13 protein-coding genes and 1 pseudogene are annotated in these 20,566 nt (G+C 65.8%); 6 read left to right on the forward strand and 8 right to left on the reverse strand.

Annotation, left to right across the window (positions count from 1 at the left end; genetic code table 11):
• Together AU197_RS17650 and AU197_RS17655 are read left to right on the forward strand one after the other, a co-directional pair.
• The coding region (locus AU197_RS17650; protein ID WP_156434465.1) for a non-ribosomal peptide synthetase at positions 1 to 9,733 on the forward strand (9,733 nt) is incomplete at its 5' end.
• 15 nt (positions 9,734 to 9,748) lie between these two features.
• Positions 9,749 to 10,660, forward strand: a complete 912-nt coding sequence (locus tag AU197_RS17655) for an SAM-dependent methyltransferase (protein WP_064403995.1) — start codon at positions 9,749 to 9,751, stop codon at positions 10,658 to 10,660.
• Here the strand turns inward: AU197_RS17655 and AU197_RS17660 are convergent.
• Genes AU197_RS17660 through AU197_RS17675 form a run of 4 tightly spaced genes read right to left on the reverse strand, consistent with a single transcriptional unit; the run spans position 10,624 to position 13,697 of the window.
• Positions 10,624 to 11,037: a nitrile hydratase accessory protein gene (locus AU197_RS17660; RefSeq protein WP_082696729.1), complete on the reverse strand. Its 414-nt coding sequence runs from the start codon at positions 11,035 to 11,037 to the stop codon at positions 10,624 to 10,626. The genes AU197_RS17655 and AU197_RS17660 overlap by 37 nt on opposite strands.
• A complete protein-coding gene (gene nthB, locus AU197_RS17665) occupies positions 11,034 to 11,696 on the reverse strand; it encodes a nitrile hydratase subunit beta (RefSeq protein WP_064403996.1) in 663 nt (220 codons plus the stop codon). The genes AU197_RS17660 and nthB overlap by 4 nt, the downstream gene beginning before the upstream one ends.
• The gene (gene nthA, locus AU197_RS17670) at positions 11,689 to 12,327 is read right to left on the reverse strand and encodes a nitrile hydratase subunit alpha (protein WP_064403997.1); all 639 of its coding nucleotides are present in this window, start codon (positions 12,325 to 12,327) and stop codon (positions 11,689 to 11,691) included. Before nthA ends, nthB begins: the two co-directional genes overlap by 8 nt.
• Positions 12,328 to 12,329: 2 nt before the next feature.
• Complete coding sequence (locus tag AU197_RS17675; RefSeq protein ID WP_082696745.1) at positions 12,330 to 13,697, reverse strand: argininosuccinate synthase-related protein; 1,368 nt, start codon at positions 13,695 to 13,697, stop codon at positions 12,330 to 12,332.
• A gap of 376 nt (positions 13,698 to 14,073) precedes the next feature.
• On the opposite strand from AU197_RS17675, the gene AU197_RS17680 reads away from it, so the two are divergent.
• Positions 14,074 to 14,850: a class I SAM-dependent methyltransferase gene (locus AU197_RS17680; protein ID WP_156434466.1), complete on the forward strand. Its 777-nt coding sequence runs from the start codon at positions 14,074 to 14,076 to the stop codon at positions 14,848 to 14,850.
• 19 nt (positions 14,851 to 14,869) lie between these two features.
• Here AU197_RS17680 and AU197_RS26670 read toward each other — a convergent pair whose 3' ends face one another.
• The 3 genes and pseudogenes from AU197_RS26670 to AU197_RS17690 form a co-directional block, all read right to left on the reverse strand.
• The gene (locus AU197_RS26670; protein ID WP_502687890.1) at positions 14,870 to 15,574 is read right to left on the reverse strand and encodes a DUF1460 domain-containing protein; all 705 of its coding nucleotides are present in this window, start codon (positions 15,572 to 15,574) and stop codon (positions 14,870 to 14,872) included.
• Positions 15,575 to 15,601: 27 nt separating this feature from the next.
• Positions 15,602 to 16,528, reverse strand: a pseudogene (locus AU197_RS26675) (lytic transglycosylase domain-containing protein); the annotation flags it as partial.
• A 38-nt stretch (positions 16,529 to 16,566) separates the two neighbouring features.
• On the reverse strand, positions 16,567 to 16,866 hold the full coding sequence (locus tag AU197_RS17690; RefSeq protein ID WP_064404000.1) for a DUF732 domain-containing protein: 300 nt from the start codon (positions 16,864 to 16,866) through the stop codon (positions 16,567 to 16,569).
• Between the two features lie 132 nt (positions 16,867 to 16,998).
• Between AU197_RS17690 and AU197_RS17695 the strand changes: the two genes are divergently transcribed.
• Positions 16,999 to 18,279: an acyl-CoA dehydrogenase family protein gene (locus AU197_RS17695; protein WP_064404001.1), complete on the forward strand. Its 1,281-nt coding sequence runs from the start codon at positions 16,999 to 17,001 to the stop codon at positions 18,277 to 18,279.
• A 27-nt stretch (positions 18,280 to 18,306) separates the two neighbouring features.
• Positions 18,307 to 18,495 carry a hypothetical protein gene (locus tag AU197_RS17700; protein ID WP_059163799.1) on the forward strand — a complete coding sequence of 63 codons (189 nt, stop codon included), beginning with the start codon at positions 18,307 to 18,309 and terminating at the stop codon, positions 18,493 to 18,495.
• Positions 18,496 to 18,498: 3 nt separating this feature from the next.
• Here the strand turns inward: AU197_RS17700 and AU197_RS17705 are convergent, their stop codons facing one another.
• Entirely contained in the window at positions 18,499 to 19,071 is a 573-nt protein-coding gene (locus AU197_RS17705) for a TetR/AcrR family transcriptional regulator (protein ID WP_064404002.1), read from the reverse strand.
• Positions 19,072 to 19,208: 137 nt separating this feature from the next.
• On the opposite strand from AU197_RS17705, the gene AU197_RS17710 reads away from it, so the two are divergent.
• The gene (locus tag AU197_RS17710; RefSeq protein ID WP_064404003.1) at positions 19,209 to 20,531 is read left to right on the forward strand and encodes a glycosyltransferase; all 1,323 of its coding nucleotides are present in this window, start codon (positions 19,209 to 19,211) and stop codon (positions 20,529 to 20,531) included.
• Positions 20,532 to 20,566 lie beyond the last annotated feature (35 nt).

Raw genomic sequence — 20,566 nt, forward strand, 5'->3', positions numbered from 1 at the left:
GTACGTCGCCGGTGCGGGGGTGGGGGCGGGCTATGTGGGCCGCCCTGGGTTGACGGCAGCACGGTTTGTGGCGTGTCCGTTCGGATCACCGGGGACGCGGATGTATCGCACGGGCGATGTGGTGCGGTGGCGGGCCGACGGGCAGCTCGACTACCTGGGTCGGGTCGATGAGCAGGTCAAGATCCGCGGCTACCGCATCGAACTCGGCGAGATCCACTCCGTGCTGGCACAACTGGACGGGGTGGGACAGGCGGCGGTGATCGCCCGTGAGGACCGCCCCGGCGAGAAGCGGCTGGTCGGCTACATCACCGGAACAGCCGAGCCGTCTGCAGTGCGTGCGCAGCTGGCCGAGCGGCTACCTTCCTATATGGTGCCGGCGGCGATCGTCGTGATCGAAGCGCTGCCGTTGACACCCAACGGCAAACTCGACACCCACGCCCTACCTCCACCCGAATCCCAGGGCGGTGACGGGTATCGACCCCCCGCCAACGCCGTCGAGGAGATCCTGGCCGGGATCTACGCCGAGGTGCTGGGCCTGGAACGTGTCGGAGTGGACGACTCCTTCTTCGATCTGGGTGGCGATTCGTTGCTCGCGATGCGGCTGTCGGCCACCGTCAATTCCACTTTGAGCGCCGATCTTTCGGTGCCCACCGTCTTCGAGGCACCCACGGTCGCCCAGCTGGCGCTCCGGGTCGGCGTGGGATCACGCGGGCTACACCCCTTGGCCCCCATGAAGCGACCGGCGGTGGTGCCGCTGTCCTACGCCCAGCAGCGGTTGTGGTTCGTCGACCAATTGCAGGGTCCCTCACCGGTGTACAACATGGCGGCGGCGTTGCGGTTGAGCGGCGACCTCGATCGTGAGGCGTTCGGCGCAGCCCTGGCCGATGTGGTGGCCCGCCACGAAAGCCTTCGCACGCTGCTTCCCGCCACCGACGGATCGCCCCGGCAGCTGGTGCTGCCGCCCGAGCGGGCCGACTTCGGGTGGGAGGTCGTCGATGCCGTCGGGTGGTCGCCGCCACGCCTCGACGAGGCCCTCAGCGCGTTGGCGCAGCAGGGCTTCGACCTGACATCCGAGATCCCATTGCGGGCCAAGCTTTTCCGAGTTGATGACCATGAGCATGTGCTGGTGGCCGTCGCACACCACATCGCCGCCGACGGTCTGTCGATCCTGCCGTTGATCAGGGATCTCACCGTCGCTTACACCAGTCGATCGGCTGGACTGTGCCCCGACTGGGATCCACTGCCGGTGCAGTACGTCGATTACACCCTGTGGCAGCGCCAACTCCTGGGCGATCTCGACGACGACCAAAGCCCCATCTGCGCGCAGCTGGCCTACTGGGAGCGGACGCTGGCCGGCCTGCCCGAGCACCTGCCACTGCCCACCGACCGCCCCTATCCGCCGGTGGCCGATCAGCGTGGCGCGAGCTTGGTGGTGGATTGGTCAGCCGAGTTGCAGCAGACCGTCGGACGAGTGGCGCGCGAGCACAACGTGACCAGCTTCATGCTGCTGCAGGCCGCGCTGGCGGTGCTGCTCTCGAAGATCAGCGGCTGTCCCGAGGTGGCCGTCGGTTTCCCGATCGCCGGGCGGCGCGACCCCGCACTCGCGGAACTGGTCGGCTTCTTCGTCAACACGTTGGTGCTTCGCGTCGACCTGAGCGGTGATCCCGACGTAGCTGACCTGTTGGCTCAGGTGCGCCAGCGCAGCCTCGAGGCCTTCGAGAACCAAGACGTGCCTTTCGAAGTGCTCGTCGAGCGGCTCAACCCGTCCAGGTCGTTGGCGCATCATCCCGTGATCCAAGTGATGTTGGGCTGGCAGTTCGCCGGAGATACCGATCTGACCTCCGGATTGGCGTTGGAAGGTCTTCAGATCGCGTCGGTGCCGGTCGAGACCCACACCGCCCGTATGGATCTGGCGATCTCGCTGGCGGAACGTTGGAACGACAAGGGCGAGCCCGCGGGAGTCGGCGGCACGGTCGAGTTTCGCACCGACGTGTTCGATGCGGCGAGCATCGAAAAGCTGATCCGACGCTTTGAGCGCGTGTTGACGGCGATTTGCGCCGACCCGGCACAACGAATCTCGTCGATCGACCTACTCGATGACGCCGAGCACTCCCGGCTGGATGGGTTCGGCAACCGCGCGATGCTGACCGAGCCCCCCACACCGGTGTCCGTTCCGGCACGGTTCGCCGACCAGGTCGCCCGGTTCCCCGACGCGCTGGCAGTCACCTTCGAAGACCGGTCGATGACATACCGCGAGTTGAATCTGGCGGCCAACCGCTTGGCGCACTTCCTGGCCGCGTGTGGAGCAGGACCGGGACAGACTGTGGCACTGCTTCTTCCGCGCTCAGCAGAGGCGGTCGTCGCAATCCTGGCAGTGCTGAAGGTCGGGGCCGCGTACTTGCCCATCGATCCGGCCCTGCCGGCGTCGCGGATCGACTTCATGATCACAGATGCCGCCCCGATCGCCGCGGTCACCACGGCCGACCTCCGCGCACTGCTCGGCGGGTGCACCGTCGAGATCATCGACATCGGCGATCCACGCATTGCCGACCAAGCTGGTACCGATCTGCCCCATCCCGCGCCGGACGATCTGGCGCACATCATCTACACCTCGGGCACGACCGGTGCGCCCAAAGGAGTCACCGTCACCCACTACAACGTCGTCCAGCTGTTCGACTCTCTGGAAATCGGAGTGGAGCTGGCGCCGGGGCAGGTGTGGACGCAATTCCATTCCTACGCCTTCGATTTCTCGGTATGGGAGATATGGGGCGCCTTGCTTTTCGGTGGCCGCTTGGTCGTGGTATCTGACTCGGTCGCGCGCTCCCCGCAAGACTTCCACGCGCTACTGGTCAGACAACAGGTCACCGTGTTGACCCAGACTCCCTCCGCCGTGGGGATGCTGTCACCCGATGGACTGGGCTCGGCCGCGCTCGTCATCGGTGCCGAGCCCTGCCCAGCCGAGCTGGTGGACCGGTGGGCTCCGGGTCGGGTGATGGTCAACGTCTACGGCCCGACGGAGACCACGATGTGGGCAGCGAAGAGCGCTCCGTTGACACCCGGTTCAGGGGCGCCGCCGATCGGCTCCCCGACGGCGTGGGCGGCGTTCTTCGTACTCGACGGCGCGCTACGACACGTGCCGACGGGCGTGGTGGGCGAGTTGTATATAGCCGGGCGCGGGGTCGGCCTGGGTTACGTGCGCAGACCGGAGCTGACTGCCGCGCGGTTCGTGGCGTGTCCGTTCGGGTTGCCGGGGTCGCGGATGTATCGCACCGGGGATGTGGTGCGGTGGCGTGCTGATGGGCAGCTTGATTATTTGGGTCGGGTTGATGAGCAGGTCAAGGTTCGTGGGTATCGCATCGAACTCGGCGAGATCCAGTCCGCACTGCTCGGACTCGACGGGGTGGAGCAGGCGGCGGTGATCGCGCGGGAGGACCGTCCCGGTGATAAGCGCCTGGTGGGTTATGTCACCCAAACACCGGGCTGCACGGTCGATGTGAGCCAAGCGCGCAGCGCGCTGGCCGAGCGGCTGCCGGCGTATATGGTGCCCGCCGCAGTGGTGGTCATCGACGCGCTACCGATGAACGTTAACGGCAAACTCGACACCCGTGCGTTACCGGCACCCGAATACGCCGCGGCGGGACACCGCGCGCCCACTGATGCCGTTGAGGAGGTGTTGGCCGGGATCTATGCCGAGGTGTTGGGCCTGGATCGGGTGGGGGTTGATGATTCGTTCTTCGATCTGGGTGGGGACAGCATCTCCTCGATGCAGGTGGTGGCCCGGGCGCGTGCGGCGGGGTTGGTGTGTCGTCCGCGTGACATCTTCGTCGAGCAGACGGTGGCCCGGCTGGCGCGGGTGATCGAGTCGGTTCAGGGCGCCGGGCCGGTCGATGAGGGCACCGGGCCGGTGGCCGCTACTCCGATCATGAGGTGGTTGACCCACCGGGGCGGCCCGATAGACGAGTTCAACCAGACGGTGGTGGTGCAGGCCCCCGATGGGGTGGGCGAGTCCGATGTGGCCGCGGTGTTGCAGGCGTTGGTGGACCGGCATGCGATGTTGCGGCTACGCGCCCAGCGTGACGGCGAGGGCGGATGGTCATTCGTCGTGGCTGAACCCGGGTCGGTGGATGCCGGTCGGTGTGTGCAGTCGGTGCAGGTGTTCTCCGATGAGGCGTTGGTGGCGGCGCGGTCACGATTGGATCCGGCCGCTGGCGTGATGGTGAGTGCCCTGTGGGTGAGTGTGACACGGCAGTTGGTGTTGATTGTTCATCATTTGGCTGTTGATGCGGTGTCGTGGCAGATCCTGGTCGAGGATCTCAATATCGCCTGGGCTCAGCGCCGTAGTGGGCAGCCGGTCGATCTGGCGGTGGTGGGGACCTCGTTTGCCCGCTGGTCGGCACTGCTGGCCGAGCATGCCCGCAGCCCGGAAGTGCTCAGCCACGCGGCGGCCTGGCGGCAGGTATCGGCGGCTGGGGCTGCACTGCCGCCGCCCCAGCCGGTGGATACATATGCCGGTGCTGGGCAGTGGTCGGTGTCGTTGGATACCGAGACCACTGCGGTGTTGGTGGGGCAGGTGGCTGCGGCGTTTCACACCGGGGTCCACGAGATTTTGTTGATCGCTTTGGCGATAGCGGTGGGTGAGTTTGTTGGTGCCGGTGGGCCGGTGGGTATCGATGTGGAGGGCCATGGCCGTGATGAGGGTATCGCTGCCGGGGTGGATCTGACTCGTACGGTGGGCTGGTTCACCACCAAATACCCTGTGGCCCTGGATATCTGTCGATTGTCGTGGGCGCAGGTCACCGCAGGTGATGCCGGCCTGGGTGCGCTGGTCAAAGACGCCAAAGAACAACTTCGTGCTCTGCCCGACCCACTGACCTACGGTCTGCTGCGCTACCTGAACCCCGACATCGAGCTACCCGAGCACGATCCCCCGATCGGTTTCAACTACCTGGGCCGACTCAGCACCACCGCACCACAATTGTCGGATCAGGTGTGGCGCATCGCCGAACACAGCGGCACAGTGGCCGCCACCGCGGCCGCCACCGCAATCCCGTTGACCCACACCATCGAAATCAACGCCGCCACCACCGACACCGGCACCGGACCACAACTACACGCCCACTGGACATGGGCACCCTCAACCCTGACCCCCGAACACATCCACCGACTCAACCAACTCTGGTTCCAAGCCCTCACCGGCATCTGCACCCACGTCCACGCAGGCGGCGGCGGCCTCACCCCCTCCGACATCGCACCGGCCCGGTTGACCCAACACCAGATCGACGACCTCGCCCAGCGCTACGACATCGCCGACATCCTGCCACTGACGCCGTTGCAGCAGGGATTGTTCTTCCACGCCGTCGCCACACATGGTGGCGGCGACGATGTTTACGCGATGCAGCTGGACATCACGCTGAGTGGTCGGCTGGACGACCATCGGTTACGCGAGGCGATGCGCACCGTGGTCAAACGCCACCCTCATCTGGCGGCCCGCTTCTGGGCGCAGTCCGGGGAGCCGGTGCAGATCATCCCCGCCGATCCCGTCATGGCCTGGCGCCACGTCGATTTGGCGGCAGCGCAAACCGCTTCTCATGAGCATACGGAGCAGATCGAGCAGATCAGCGCCGAGGAACGCGCCGCGGTCAGCGACCTGGCGCATCCGCCCGCCGTTCGTGCCGCTTTGATCCGCACCGCACACGATCGGCACCGTTTGGTGCTGACGTATCACCACATCGTGATGGACGGCTGGTCGCTGCCGATCCTCCTCGGCGAAGTGTTCGCCGCCTATCACGGGCAGTGGCTCGGCGCACCGGGGTCGTATCGCAGGTACGCCACCTGGTTGGCCGAGCGGGATCGCGACGCTGCGCGCGCGGCGTGGCTCGAGGTGTTCGCCGGGTTTGACACCCCCACATTGGTCGGCTTGCCCGACCGCTCCAGGCTCGGGCCCCGCGCCGTGGAAACCTTCCAGATACCGGCCGAAATCACCCGCGACATCAGCGAATTGGCACGATCCCACCACACCACCACCAACATCGTGCTGCAAGCCGCATGGGCCCAACTACTGATGTGGCTCACCGGCCAGAACGATGTCGCCTTCGGCACGGTGGTCTCGGGTCGCCCCGCCGAACTGCCAGGTGCGGAGTCGATGGTGGGCCTGCTGATCAACACCGTTCCGGTGCGGGCGAATGTCACCGCACAGGCCTCCATCACCGACCTGATCGAGCACATGCACGGCGCCCACAAGGACACACTCGAACATCAGCACTTGGCGCTACCCGAGATCCACCGGATCACCGGCCACGACCAGCTTTTCGACACGGTGTTCGTGTACGAGAACTACCCCATCGACACCGCAGCCCTCTCCGATGCCGACGGTTTGGCCGTCACCGAGTTCGCCAGCCGCGAATACAACCACTACCCAATGACGGTGCAAGCCAGTCCCGGTCCTCGACTGGGCCTTCGCTTCGAATTCGACACAGACGTCTTCGATCGCGAACGTATCCAGGCGTTGATCCAGCGTTTCCAGCGGGTGATGGTCGCGATGACGACCGGTCCGCGCCAGCGTGTTTCGTCGGTGGACGTACTCGACGATGTCGAGCACACCCGATTGGATCAGATCGGCCATCGCGCGGTGTTGACCCAGCCGCCTGCGACGCACGTGTCGATCCCGGCGGCATTCGCTGTGCAGGTGGCGAAAACGCCCGAGGAGGTGGCGGTCACTTTCGAGGGCCGCTCACTGACTTATCGCGAACTCGATGAAGCCGCCAACCGGCTCGCGCACCTGCTGGTCGATCACGGTGCCGGCCCAGGCGAATGTGTGGCGCTGCTGCTCTCTCGTTCCCTGCAAGCGGTCACCGCGATTGCGGCGGTGCTCAAAACGGGGGCCGCCTATCTCCCGATCGATCCGGCGCTGCCGGCGGCCCGCATCGGTTTCATGCTCGCCGATGCGCGGCCGGTCGCCGCGATCACCAGCGCCGGGCTCGCCGATCGGCTGGGCGAGTACGACATCACGGTCATCGATGTCGACGCTCCTCACCTCGAAACCTATCCGGCAACGAATCTGCCGATACCGAACGCCGACGATGTCGCCTACCTGATGTACACCTCCGGGACGACCGGTGCACCCAAGGGGGTGGCCATCACCCATCACAATCTGACCCAGTTGCTGAGGTCGCTGGACCAGTGGCTTGCGCCCGAACAGGTGTGGTCACAATGGCATTCGCTGGCCTTCGATGTATCGGCGTGGGAGATGTGGGGTGCTCTGCTACGTGGTGGGCGGCTCGTCGTGGTGCCCGAGTCGGTGGGCCGCTCACCCGAGGATCTGCGCGCCCTACTGATGGCCGAAGACGTCAGCGTGCTGCTCCTGACGCCGTCGGCGGTCGCGATGATGTCGCCGCAGGGGCTCGACGGGGTGACGTTGGTGGCCGCCAGCGAGGTCTGCCCCGCCGAGGTGGTGGATCGGTGGGCATCCGGGCGGGTGATGGTCCACTCGTACGGTCCCACCGAAACGACCGTGTATACGTCCATGAGCGCGCCGCTGGCGGTGGGGTCGGGAGTGCCGCCGATCGGCTCGCCGGTGGGCGGATCGGCGTTCTTCGTCCTGGACGGGTGGCTGCGGCCGGTGCCCGTCGGGTCCGTCGGGGAACTGTATGTGGCCGGTGCCGGAGTGGGCTGCGGGTATTGGCGCCGGGCCGGTTTGACCGCCTCACGGTTCGTGGCATGCCCGTTCGTCGGCGACGGGGCAGTCGGTCAACGGATGTATCGCACAGGAGATCTCGTGCGATGGCGCACGGACGGGCAACTTCAGTTCGTGGGACGTATCGACGAGCAGGTCAAGATCCGCGGTTACCGCATCGAACTCGGTGAGGTGCGGGCCGCGTTGGCCGCGCTGGAGGGTGTCGAGCAGGCGGTCGTGACCGTCCGGGAAGACCGCCCCGGTGACCGACGCCTCGTCGGCTACGTCATCGAGACTGCGACGGGCTCAGTGGACCTGCCCGGGGCGCGCAGCGCGCTCGCGAAACGGCTACCGCCCTACATGGTGCCAGCCGCGGTCGTCGCGGTGACGACGCTGCCTCTGACGGTCAACGGCAAACTCGACCAACGCGCGTTGCCTGCACCGCAGTACACCGCCGGCGGGTATCGCGCGCCGACCGGTCCGATGGAGGAGACGTTGGCCGGTATCTACGCCGGCATTCTGGGGCTGGACCGGGTCGGCGTCGACGACTCGTTCTTCGACCTCGGGGGTGACTCGCTGTCCGCGATGCGCCTGATCGCCAGTGTGAACACGGCATTCGATGCCGACCTTCCGGTGCCCGTCCTCTTCGACGCTCCCTCTGTAAGCGGCTTGTGCGCCCAACTCGACAGGCACAAGACCGACCAGAAGACCGGTGTCAGAGCGCTGTATGCAGCCGTACACGGCCGTGATTGCACCGAGGTCCGCGCCGCGGATCTCAAGCTCGCCAGGTTCATCGATACCGCAACCCTGACCGCGGCGCCGACGCTGCCGGGCCCCCGCGCCGACGCCAGGACAGTGCTGCTCACCGGCGCCACCGGATTCCTCGGGCGTTACCTGACCTTGCAGTGGCTGGAGCGGATGGCGGCGATCGACGGCACGCTCATCTGTCTTGTGCGAGGCGAATCCGACGCCGACGCGCGGGCCCGTCTGGAGAAGACTTTCGACAGCGGGGATCCCGTTCTGCTGCAACACTTCCAGGCGTTGGCCACCGATCACCTGGAGGTCATCGCCGGCGACAAGAGCGAGGCCCGCCTCGGACTGGACGACGAGCTCTGGGAGTGTCTCGCCGAGACCGTCGACCGGATCGTCGATCCCGCGGCTCTGGTCAACGGTGTTCTGCCCTACAGCGAGCTGTTCGGGCCCAACGTGGTGGGTACCGCCGAGCTGATTCGATTCGCCCTCACCACCAGACTCAAGTCCTACAGTTTCGTCTCGACCGCCGATGTGAGAACGCAGATCGATCCCTCAGTCTTCACCGAGGATGCCGACATCCGCCTCATCAGCCCGACCCGCGCCATCGATGGCAGCTACGGAAACGGCTACGCCACAAGCAAATGGGCGGGTGAGGTGCTGCTGCGCGAAGCCCACGATCTGTGCGGGCTGCCGGTCGGGGTGTTCCGGTGTGACGTCATCCTGGCCGAACCCACATACGGGGGTCAGGTCAACGTGTCGGACACGGTCACCCGGATGGTGCTGAGCCTGGTCGCCACCGGCATCGCGCCCGGCTCGTTCTTCCCGCTCGACGCGGAGGGCAAGCGTCAACGTGCCCACTTCGACGCGTTGCCCGTGGATTTCGTCGCCAAGGCGATCGCGTCGCTGGGTGCCCCGCTCATCGACGGATTCGAGACCTATCACGTTATGAACCCGCACGATGACGGCATCGGACCCGACGAGTACGTCGACTGGCTGATCGAGGCCGGTTACCCGATCCAGCGCATCGGTGACTTCACGGAGTGGGTGAGGCGATTCGAAACCGCACTCAGTGAGCTGCCGGATCGGCAGCGGGAGCACTCGGTACTGCACATGTTGCGGTCGCGTCCGTCGGATCAGTTCGAGCTGCCCGAACCGACCCGCGGGGCTTTCGCACCCACTGATCGGTTCCGTGCCGCGGTACAGGCGGCGGAGTTCTCGCTCCACGAGGGCATCGCCGACATTCCGCACATCTCGGCGCCGATCATCACCAAATACGTCACCGACTTGCAGCGGCTCGGATTGCTTTAGCCCCAGGAGGACCACATGCGTCGACTCGCCCTTTCGATCTACTGGGGGTTCTTGACCGCCGTCCACTCCGTCACCCTGGTCCGGCAGAAGGATGCCGCGGCCTACTACACGATGCTCGGCGACGACGTCATCGACTTCATGAGTGGGGGATACGCCGACAGCTCCAAGCCGTTGTGGCTCAACCTCGGCTACTGGAAATCCGCACGCACCTATCCCGACGCCTGTGTCGCGATGGTCGAACTATTGGGCGCGCGCGCGGGACTGCAGCCTGGCGACAGCGTCCTCGACGTCGGCGCGGGGTTCGGTGAGCAGGACTTCGTTCTGCTCGATCGTTTCGGCGTCTCTCATATCACCAGCATCGACATCACACCTGTCCACGTCGACAAAGGCAGAGAAACCGTCGCCAAGCGTGGACTCGAGGACCGGATCGACATTCGCCTCGGCTCCGCTACCGCAATGGAATTCGCCGACGAGTCGTTCGACAAGGTGGTGGCCCTGGAATCCGCTTTCCACTTCGACACCCGCGATGAGTTCCTGCGTGAGGCGTTGCGAGTCCTCAAACCGGGAGGCGCCATCGCGCTCACCGACATGCTCCCGATGCCGGGCCAGAAATCCAGCCGATCGACCAGATTCGGCCGAAAGTGCGGACATTATCCCGAGGCCAATTTCTATGACCGAGAGGAGTATCCGCGGCGGCTGGCGGCCGCGGGCTTCGACGATGTGCTCGTGGAGTCGATCAGGGAAGACGTGTACCCCGCGATGGCGGAGTACGCGCGCCAGCGAATCGAGGAGAAGAAGGGCATGCGTGAGGTGGTCGTCGAAGTGTCAGAGGACGACCGCGCGCAGTGCCGAGGCGTGCAGATGTGGGAGCGGGGAAGCGGGATCGCCGACTACGTTGTCGTTTCGGCCCGCAAGCCGCCGGGGTAGGCGCCGTCACGCGCGGGAGGCGAGGCGCCGAAATCGGCGGCATGCACCTCGATCGGATCGCCGTGCGGTGTGCGCCTTGCCGCGTGTCGCCACGCATCACGCCAGCGTTCGGTCTCACTCGGGTCGATTCCCCTGCGCGTCAGCAGGTCTTCGAGCGCATCCAACCAATGGTGGTAGTAGGAGCCGTCGAGGCTGGAAACGTCATCGCAGCAACCACTTTCGATGCGGGCGGCCAGTGCCTCGCTCCACTCGGTCCAGCTGTACAGACCGCGCTCATGCAGTAGGACCACGATCGCGAAAGCCCTCGCCTGCCAGGGCTCAGCGAATACCCGCTGGTCGATGCCTGTGGTCTCCGACGACCATTCGTTGGTGGTCACCCTGCCTCCAGATACGGTTCCCACGCGTCGATGGACACCGTCAATGTGGGCTCGGCGTCCGGCCACAACTCTGTACCGCAAAACACCACGCCGTAGAGCCACCGCGGCTGTTCGCCCCGACCACTCGCGTTCGTGTCGGCGAACACGTGCACCCCGTGCACCTGCTCGATCACGCCACTCTTGCCCCGCGCATACCCGGGGAGCCTGGTGTGATGGGGGGCCGGCGCAGCCGTCGTGCGCACGCGCTGGCCGACTGCGAACCGCGGAGCGCTGGTTGCGAACCGCGCGGTGGGCGCCCCACGCGCCTGCACCGTTCGCACGTCGCCCGCACGCAGGATGCGGGGCAACGCAGGTGGCGCATTCAAGGATCGGCCGCTGGCCAATTCGTCGGGTGAGATCAGGTCGCGTTCCCCGAGCTGATTGACCAACGCTGCGAACCACACCTCGTAATAGCTGCGTTGCGCGTAGTCCGGCAGTGTCTCCCTCGCGGCGCGGGTCATGTCGAGGTTCCACACTCCGGCGGCACCCATCGACAGTTGTAGTGCGAACACCCGTGGCTCCCAGGCCGCCCGCCACATCTCGCGTCCCGACTCGACCTCGATGCGACCCTGCCGAAGTCGGCCACCGATATCGGCACGGTTGACGTACGCCTCAGTCATGCGGCACCGTTCCCGATTGGCGGGGCAGACCCGTGCCGATCATCGAATCGCGAGTCACCAAGGCGGCGAGACGTTCTTCGTCCAGGTCCTCACTTCCGGCCGGTCGCATCGGCAGCACGAGATAACGCACTTCGGCCGTTGAATCCCATACCCGGATCTGCGTCTGCAGCGGAAGGGTCACCCCGAACTCGGCAAGAACCCCGCGGGGGTCGCGCACCGCACGTGACCGATACGGCGCGCTCTTGTACCAGGTGGGGGGAAGCCCCAACACCGCCCACGGGTAGCAACTGCACAGCGTGCAGACGACCAGGTTGTGGCGTGCAGGCGTGTTCTCCACGGCGACCATGTGTTCGCTCTGCCGTCCCATGTAACCCAGCCACGCGATCGCGGCTGTGGCGTCGCTCAGCAGCCAGTCGCGATAGGTCGGATCGATCCAGGCACGGGCCACCACGCGAGCACCGTTGCGAGGGCCGATGCGTGTTTCGTAGGTTTCGATGAGTTCGTCGAGTGCGGCAGGTTCGACGTACCCTTTCTCCACAAGGACGCTCTCCAGTGCCCGCACCCGAAGGTCCATGTCACCGATCTCGCTGTGACCGGCGTCGGCACCCGTGTCGTCGGCGCGCAACGGCATGCTCAGTCGATCAGCCGGGGCGTAGTCGAGATCGAAGCCTCGGCCCGCTCGGTGCCACGGTCTCGCGGTGACGAGCGCTGCGCAGAAGCATCGTGCGGTAGGTATTCGCGGACGTGCAGGCCCTTCTCGCCGTCGAGGCGAATCTCCGAATCAGCACGGGGTAGGCCGTCGCCCGGGACCGCCGCGACCGACCTCGCCGCAGCGGCTTTGCGGTACTCCCACTGCTCGCGATCTCGAATATAAAGGGGTGATACGGCTTTGAAGCCCTCGAGGTCGAACCCTCCTGTGCGAAGGGTGAACCGCACCTCCCCGCTGACGGCTCGAGCGCTCACTTCGAGGAAGGACTGCAAGGCCTGACGGAGGCCGCGGAACCATCGACCCTCGACGGCCTCCACGATCAGGGCCTCGCCGGCGGAGCGCATCCAGCGCAGAGTGTCCACTTCGACTGTCGCCGAGGCCAGTTGTGCGAATCCCTCGAGGACGAGCGCCGCCGCAGGGGCCTCGCGGACCTCGAGTACCTTCTCGCCGCTTTCCAGATGCTCCAGACTGCAGAACCGCCCGATACCGTACTGGCCGACGCTGGTGTTGAGGTTCGAAATCGATTCGACGGCGTTGGTGACCGGTTGGCCATCCACTGCCACGAGGCGCCCGCGCTCAAAGCCCAGCGATATCACGCGGCTCGGCGCGTCCGTAGCAATAGACCATTGGTACACATGTCGATCGACTTCGAATTCCTCGGGGTCGTCGAGGGTTCCGCTTTCGAACTCCCGGCACCACAGGTTGGTGTCAGTGCTCAAGAACCGGTCGGCAAACCCGCCGACACCGAACGTCTCCTGAAGTTCCACGCGCTTGAAGTCACGCGACAACGCGTCGAGTTCGTAGGGCGATCCGAAGTGACCTTCAAAACCCAGATCTGAGATCGCGCCGTTGAGCCTTCGTAGGCTGTTCTGCGACTGGTTGGCTGTGTGCAGCAGGCACCTGGCGCCGACCGATCGCGCGAACTCCACGCCGACTCTGGCGATCAACGGTCGCGACAGAGATGCACTGACCGGATGTTGACCGAGATATCTGCCGCCGGCGAGAATCGCTGGCTGCACGAACTCTTCGACGAATTCGTGTCTGCAATCGAGACGGGTGATTCGCACATCGAACCTGTCGGCGATGCGCGAAAAGCGTCCGATGTCGAAGTCGTCCCCCAGATCGACCGACAGTGCGAAGACGCGCGTGTCGAGTTTGGCCAGTTGGGCCAACAGGTAAGCGCTGTCCAGTCCACCACCGCACAATGTCACGATGGTGTCATTGCGGTGGCACACCGCCTCGATATCTGAGAAGGACCGGATCTTCCTCGTCTGTGTGCCGTCAGATCCCATGATTCGAACCCCGATCACGCGGGCGATGGGATCCACTGCTGGAACCGCATTGCCGATCGTTCGGCCGAGGCATACTCAACGGCGCACCCGGCAAGTCAGCAGGCGCGAATCCGGCGCAGCTTTCGCGTCCTCCCAACCGGGTCAGGCTAACACCGCCAGCAGGGAACATGCCCGGAAACGGACACCGTCGGTGGCTGGATGAAGCCGATCGAATGGGAAGGCGGTGTTTCGGCATCGCGGCTCGCGCACAAGATATTTCGAACGCAAATTATTCGGGAGGATGCCCGTGCCGACGACTGCAAGCGTATCCGCACCGGGCAGGGGATTTGCCCTCCGATGTTGGGCCATTCGACGTTGAACGACGGGCAAGTCATTCATGATGATCGACATGGGCGCGCCAACCGCCGAAATCCAGAACATGCCCAGGGGCGGGCCGGACGCTTCTTGGCTGGACCGGCGACTGCAGACCGACCGGTTGGAGTATCTGGACCGCAACGACGTCGATGATCTCAAGCGGAAGGTCATCGAAGCACTGGACCGCAGAGGGCGGCGACGGTACATCGGTACGTACAAGATGTGCGCTCGATCGGCGCTTCGAGAAGTTGCCGACATCCCGGCACCCAAGATCCTCGAACTCGGATGCGGCCTCGGCGGGCTGTCGCGACAATTGCTCCGGGATCACCCCGGCGCTCACGTGACTGTCACCGACATCGACCCTGCGTTCGTGGCGATCGCCGCCGGCGACCTCGGCAGCCATCCGCGTGCCACGGTGCGCGAGATGGATGCGACCGCGATCGACGCCCCGGACGGGTCCTACGACCTTGCCGTGTTTGCTTTGTCGTTGCATCACCTGCCGCCCGAACAGGCCGCCCGGGTGTTCGCAGAAGGCACCCGGGCCGCCACGAAGATGTTGATCATCGACCTCCGCAGGTGGCGATCCCCGATCCATGTCGCGGTGCTGTCGCCGGCGCTACCCCTCACCGCGCTGAACCCGTTGGCACACGATGGGGTGATCAGCTCGCTCCGTTCTTACAGCCGGTCGGCGCTGCGTGCGATCGCCCGCTATGCCGACCCCGCAATCACCCTCGAGTTCCGCAGCGGTCCCTTCGGCACGACGACCGTCGTGGCCAGTCGGGCCCGCCGGGCCGGCTGAGCAGCCCCACTTCCGAGCCCTATTGCGCCGGCCGCATAACCACCACCCCAGGAACGGTCCGCACGTAGTCGAACAGCGGGGTGTCGACGACCTCGGCGTCGCCCGGAAGTGATGAGGCGTTCCGAAACACCGGACCGCGCGGCGTTTCGACGTAAATGCCGACATGCGTGACGTCGAGGCCGCCGTCCTTGGCATACGCTCCGATGTAGTCGCCGGTTCGCAGTCCGCTCACCACGGCGTCGTCGAACTGCGCGCTCGGAATGTAGGCCACCGTCCTGGGAAGGACCGGTAAACCGGGCAGGTACACGCCGCCGGAGTCCTTCTGGTTCAGGTTCTTCTGGACCTGAATCGCTTTGGCGCTCAAGCGGGTTGTGATGTCGGTCGCGACCGCCGGTGTCGCGGCCGCCCAGTCGGTGAAGAAGTGCTTGCGGTTGGCAAAGCTCACCGCGCCGTCCTTGTAGCGAACATCGATCAGCGCGGCGACGAACTCGTCGCGGTTACCCGCGCGCTTCAGTGCCTCGACGTAATCGGCATAGGTGAAGCAATCGACCTTCGACAGTTCGACCACCAGCTGCTCCGGCTCGCCGGCCGAACCGACGAGAGTGTCTGCGCCATACGGAGTGCCGAGAAACGCGCCAGAGATGACCTCGGCCCGCTGCGGTGGCGCCGCGCCGTTCCTGACCGCCAGCATCCGCTCGAGGATCTGCGCGCTCTGCTGCGAGATTTGTACGTCGGGAGCCGGCTTCTCCGTTGCGGCAAGGTAATTGACAGCGAGGACGGGAGTGGCCTCGGCGTAGCCGACCGGTAGCAACACGTCACCGGCGGTGGACAGGTAGTAGACCTCCCAGCGGTGATAGGTGTCGAAGCCGGCAGGATCGGCCGCCATGACCGCGGCGTAGTCGTGGATCGCCCGCACGTAGTTGTTGGAGTTGTTGTAGCGGTACAGCGCGTAGTCGCGGTCCCGCGTGAAACCGTTGGCAGACAGGTAGCGTCCCGCCGCCATGATGCTGTCACGGGGCGAGTGAATGTCCCCGCCCGCCCCGAACGCGGCGAACGTCGACGGCATGAACTGCATCGGCCCCTGGGCACCCGCCGTACTCACCCCGGCGACGCGCCCGAAGGCGGTCTCGACGAGATTGATCGCCGCCAGATAGTGCCATGGCACGCCGAACTCGGCTTCCGCCTCGCGGTAGTGGGTCATCAGTTCGTCCACCGGTGTGGGCGGAACGATCCGCCACGCGGGCAGCGTGTCCTTCGGCCGGCTCATCACACCGAGTTCACGCCGCGCGTGGACGTTGTGGTCGTAGACCTTCACCAACTCCGGCGGAATCCGCGGCCGCACGATCGGGTCCCAGTCGGGGTGCCGCCCGATGGCCCGATACGCCAACTGCTGGCGCTGTGCCGCCGCGTTCTTCACCGCTTCGGTCGACGAGGGGTCCCGCAGCGCTCGTTCGTCGGCGACCAGGTCGTCGGCGATGTGCACCGGATCGGATGCCAACTCTCGGCGTGGTGGCTCGGCGGCGGGTGGTCCGGCGGCCGGGGCCGGCGCGGCGGAGGTCGCGGGGGGTGCTTGCGGCTTCTCCGAGTCCGAACAGCCCACCAGGGCGAACAAGATCAACCCGACGGTTGCGGCGGCAGCGATCCGGGCGGCGTCGCGACGCCGTGCAACGGCTTTCATTGCCGTCGGAGTCTAGCGCCGTCGACCGCGCCGGCGGATCACGCGTGCTTGGGCTCCGGGCAGAGGTACAACCGAGCCCCGGCCACGATGAAGTTCGACAGGGTCTCGTCTTTGGTGGTGATGTCCAGTTTCTCGGCGACGGCGGTCGAGTCGGCGCCGCGTGCGAATTGTGCGCACACGTCCCGGGCGAGGGTGGTCAGGGTCGCGCAGTCGCCCGTGAACCCCACCGAGGCCATGCTGCGGCAGAGGTCGTCCTCGGGCGATGCGGCAGCGTGTGGTGCGGCCATCAGCAGGCCGGCCACCGTCACCAGAAGCGCTGTGAGCGCACGCGTAGTCATGTCACGTCCTTCCTAGCGCTCGGCTACCCGCTTTGGCTTGCGGCATGCAGGATCGGTCGCAGATCGAGACTGCGGCGTTACCGAGGCCGAGATAGCCGCTTGTCGCCAGCGGCGTGGTGACAGACTGCGAACATGGCGTGGGATTTCAGCACCGAACCGGAGTTTCAATCCAAGCTCGACTGGGTCAGGCAGTTCTGCGAAGAGAAGGTCGAGCCTCTCGACCACATCTTCCCGTATGCGGTGCGCTCACCCGATCCGGCGGTCAAGGCATACGTCCGCGAGCTTCAGCAGGAGGTCAAGGACCAGGGCCTGTGGGCGATCTTCCTCGACAGGGAGCTCGGCGGTCCCGGTTTCGGACAGCTCAAGCTCGGCCTGCTCAACGAGATCATCGGCCGCTACTCCGGCGCCCCCCACATGTTCGGCGCGTCGGCTCCGGACACCGGGAACATGGAGATGCTCGCCGCCTACGGCACGGAGGAACAAAAAGAACGGTGGCTCAAACCGCTGCTCAACCAGGACATGTTTTCTGCCTACTCGATGACCGAACCGCAAGGCGGCAGCGACCCCAACCTGTTCAAGACCCACGCGGTGCGCGACGGCGACGAATGGGTGATCAATGGCGAGAAGTGGTTCACCTCGGCAGGCCGGGTCGCCGACATCCTGTTCGTGATGTGTACCAACGGGATGTTCGTCGTCCCGCGCAAGACGCCCGGCGTCGAGATCATGCCCGAGCCGCGCAACCACAACCACATCGTCTACCGCGATGTGCGCGTGCCGCTCGACCACCTGCTGGGCCCGGAGAACGGCGCAAAGGTGTTGGCGCAGAGGCGACTCGGCGGCGGACGCATCCACCACGCCATGCGCACGATCGCGCAGTGCAAGCTCGCCTTCGACATGATGTGCGAGCGGGCGCTCAGCCGCGAGTCGCACGGCAAGGTCATCTCCGAGCACCAGATGGTGCAGGAGAAGATCGCCGAGTCCTACGCGATGATCAAGATGCTGCGCCTGTTCGTCCTCGAGACGGCGTGGAAGATCGACAACACCTCGACGCAGGAGGCCCGCACCGAGATCGCCGCCGTGAAGTTCACGATGGCGAAAGTCCTGCGCGAGGTTTCGTTCAACGCCCTGCACATCCTCGGGTCGCTGGGAACCACCGACCTCACTCCGATTCAGGCGATGTACGCCTCCGCCCCGACGATGGGCATCGCCGACGGCGTCGACGAAGTACACAAGGCCACCGTCGCGCGTCGCGTGCTGCGCGACTATCAGCCGCACGAGGGCGATTTCCCGACCGAGTTCCTGCCCTACAAGCGGGAGCAGGCTCGTCAGAAGATGCAGCCCGTCCTCGACGCGCGCCCCGAACTGGCCGCCGCCGCCGAGGCGTATCAGAAATATCTGTCGCGGCGCCGCTGAGGCCGGGTGCTCACCTAGGGTGAAGGCATGCGGTTCGCCATCGCCCTGCTCGGAGTGATCGTCGCGTTGTTCGGCCTGCTGTTCACCCTCCAGGGTTTCGGCGTGGTCGGCGGCAGCCCGATGAGCAACACCACCACCTGGTCGATCCTCGGTCCGATCATCGCGCTGATCGGCATCGCACTGGCCGTCGGCGGCCTTCGCCGCCGCAAGCCCTGACGTTCACCCGGGTCTGCGGAACACCGTTTCGATGAGCAGTCGCCGACACCACAGCCGGTAAGCCTCCACACTCCAGCCGTCGTGGTGGGTGACCCGCCGAAACGTCTCGACGCTGCCCAGCACTGCCGCCGTCTCGAGTAGTTCGTCGAACGCGACATCGGTGCGGAGCCAGCCGCGGTCCCCGAAGTGCTCGAGGATCCGTCCGATCTGCCTGGTGACACTGGCGATGAGGTCGCCGAGATAACGGTCCAACTCGGGATCGGCGTTCGCGCCGCCGATGAGCGCGGTCGCGAGTTCGGCCGCTCGTTCATGCACATCCATCTGTGCGGCGATGACGGCGTCGACCGCCTCGTCGAAATCCTCGGTCTCGACGATCTTGCGGCCGACGTCGAGATTGAGGATGTTGTCCTCGCCGGCTACGCCGAACGCCGCGTACTCGATGGCGGCGATCAGCAATGCAGCTTTGGGTCCCTGCGACTGCACGGTCTCCGTGGAGACCCCGGCGTCCGAGGCAATCTTGGCCAATGTCGTGCGCGCATACCCCTGCGCGGCGAACAGCTTCGCAGCGGCCGCCACGACTCGCTCCCTGGTTGCCTGCGCCTGCTGCCTGCGCAAATCGGAACGATACGAGCGATTAGGGGATATTGACTTGGGTGACACAGTAATGAATACTAGCCCATTGGATCGAATTATTCCGATGGGCGGGGACCGCAATGGCATCAATCGTCATCGCCGGCATTCCGGCGCAGGGTCATGTGGCACCGCTTCTGACCGTTGCGAGAAACTTCGTCGATCGCGGCGACCGTGTCCGGTTCCTCACCGGCTCGCAGTTCGCAGACAAGGTCGCCGCCACCGGTGCGGAGTTCGTCGCACTGGCTCCCGACGCCGACTTCGACGAGCGGCCGCTTTCGGAGCAGTTCCCGGAGCGCGCGCGACTCAAGGGCGTTCGCGCCATCGCCTTCGACGTCGAGCATGTTTTCGCCCGGCCGGCCAAAGCGCAATACCAGTCGCTGACCGCGACGCTGGCCGACCAAGCCGCCGACGTCGTGTTCGCAGATCCCGCCTTCGTCGGTGCCGCGCTTCTACTTGGTCTTCCGCGCTCGGCGCGACCCGCGGTGGTGATGTGCTGTGTGATCCCGCTCTGCATCGAGAGCCGCGACATGGCGCCTTTCGGGCTGGGGCTGCGGCCTGCGCGTGTCCTGAACGGGGCGCGCAACGCTGCGCTACGAGGTCTCCATCACCGCATCCTCAGAGGTGCCAATGGAATCATCGACAACCTGCATCGCGAACTGCATGGATACGATATGCCGGGAACCTTCCCGGACTGGGGCCGTAGAGCCGATGCGCTCATTCACTTCACGGTGCCGTCCTTTGAATATCCGCTGACCGATGCGCCACCGATGCTGTGCTTCGCGGGGCCGCTCTCGGCGACGGGTTCACAGGCGGCGCTGCCGCCTTGGTGGTCCGACCTGGACGGGACCCGGCCCGTCGTGCACGTCACGCAGGGCACGGTCGCCAATACGGATTACGACCAGGTGATAGGTCCGACGTTACGGGCGCTCGCCGATGAGGACGTCCTTGTCGTGGTGGCGACTGGCGGGCGCCCGGTCGACACCCTGCCGCCACTGCCGGCCAACGCGCGTGCTGCCGAGTACCTGCCGTACGACGAACTGCTCCCGCGCACCGCCGTTTACGTCACCAACGGCGGTTACGGCGGCGTGCAGTACGCGCTGCGCTACGGCGTACCGATCGTGGCGACCGGTGGCAAGGAGGACAAACCGGAGGTCGGCGCTCGCGTTCAGTGGTCAGGCGTCGGCCGGCGGATCAGAAGCGAGCATCCGACCCCGCGCGCGTTGCGCCGCGAAATCCTTCGCGTACTCGCCGAGCCGCGATACCGGGACGCCAGCGCACGCGTCGCGGCCGATATGGCCGCCTCCCCGGGCTTTGCCCAAGTGGCCGCGGTCGTCGATGCTCTGGTGCCCGGCCCGACCGCGGATTCCGGGCACGTACACCCTCCTGTCGCGCCGACACCGTGACTTTCGCCGAGCGCGTCAGGGCCAGTTGGTCAGGC

Source organism: Mycobacterium sp. IS-1590, assembly GCF_001500025.1.
GTDB lineage: Bacteria > Actinomycetota > Actinomycetes > Mycobacteriales > Mycobacteriaceae > Mycobacterium.

Excerpts from the sequence above, each read along its gene's own strand:
- AU197_RS17655 (WP_064403995.1), top strand. The coding sequence starts at position 9,749 with ATGCGTCGACTCGCCCTTTCGATCTACTGGGGGTTCTTGACCGCCGTC.
- nthB (WP_064403996.1), bottom strand. The coding sequence starts at position 11,696 with ATGACTGAGGCGTACGTCAACCGTGCCGATATCGGTGGCCGACTTCGG.
- nthA (WP_064403997.1), bottom strand. The coding sequence starts at position 12,327 with ATGCCGTTGCGCGCCGACGACACGGGTGCCGACGCCGGTCACAGCGAG.
- AU197_RS17675 (WP_082696745.1), bottom strand. The coding sequence starts at position 13,697 with ATGGGATCTGACGGCACACAGACGAGGAAGATCCGGTCCTTCTCAGAT.
- AU197_RS17680 (WP_156434466.1), top strand. The coding sequence starts at position 14,074 with ATGATGATCGACATGGGCGCGCCAACCGCCGAAATCCAGAACATGCCC.
- AU197_RS17690 (WP_064404000.1), bottom strand. The coding sequence starts at position 16,866 with ATGACTACGCGTGCGCTCACAGCGCTTCTGGTGACGGTGGCCGGCCTG.
- AU197_RS17695 (WP_064404001.1), top strand. The coding sequence starts at position 16,999 with ATGGCGTGGGATTTCAGCACCGAACCGGAGTTTCAATCCAAGCTCGAC.
- AU197_RS17700 (WP_059163799.1), top strand. The coding sequence starts at position 18,307 with ATGCGGTTCGCCATCGCCCTGCTCGGAGTGATCGTCGCGTTGTTCGGC.
- AU197_RS17710 (WP_064404003.1), top strand. The coding sequence starts at position 19,209 with ATGGCATCAATCGTCATCGCCGGCATTCCGGCGCAGGGTCATGTGGCA.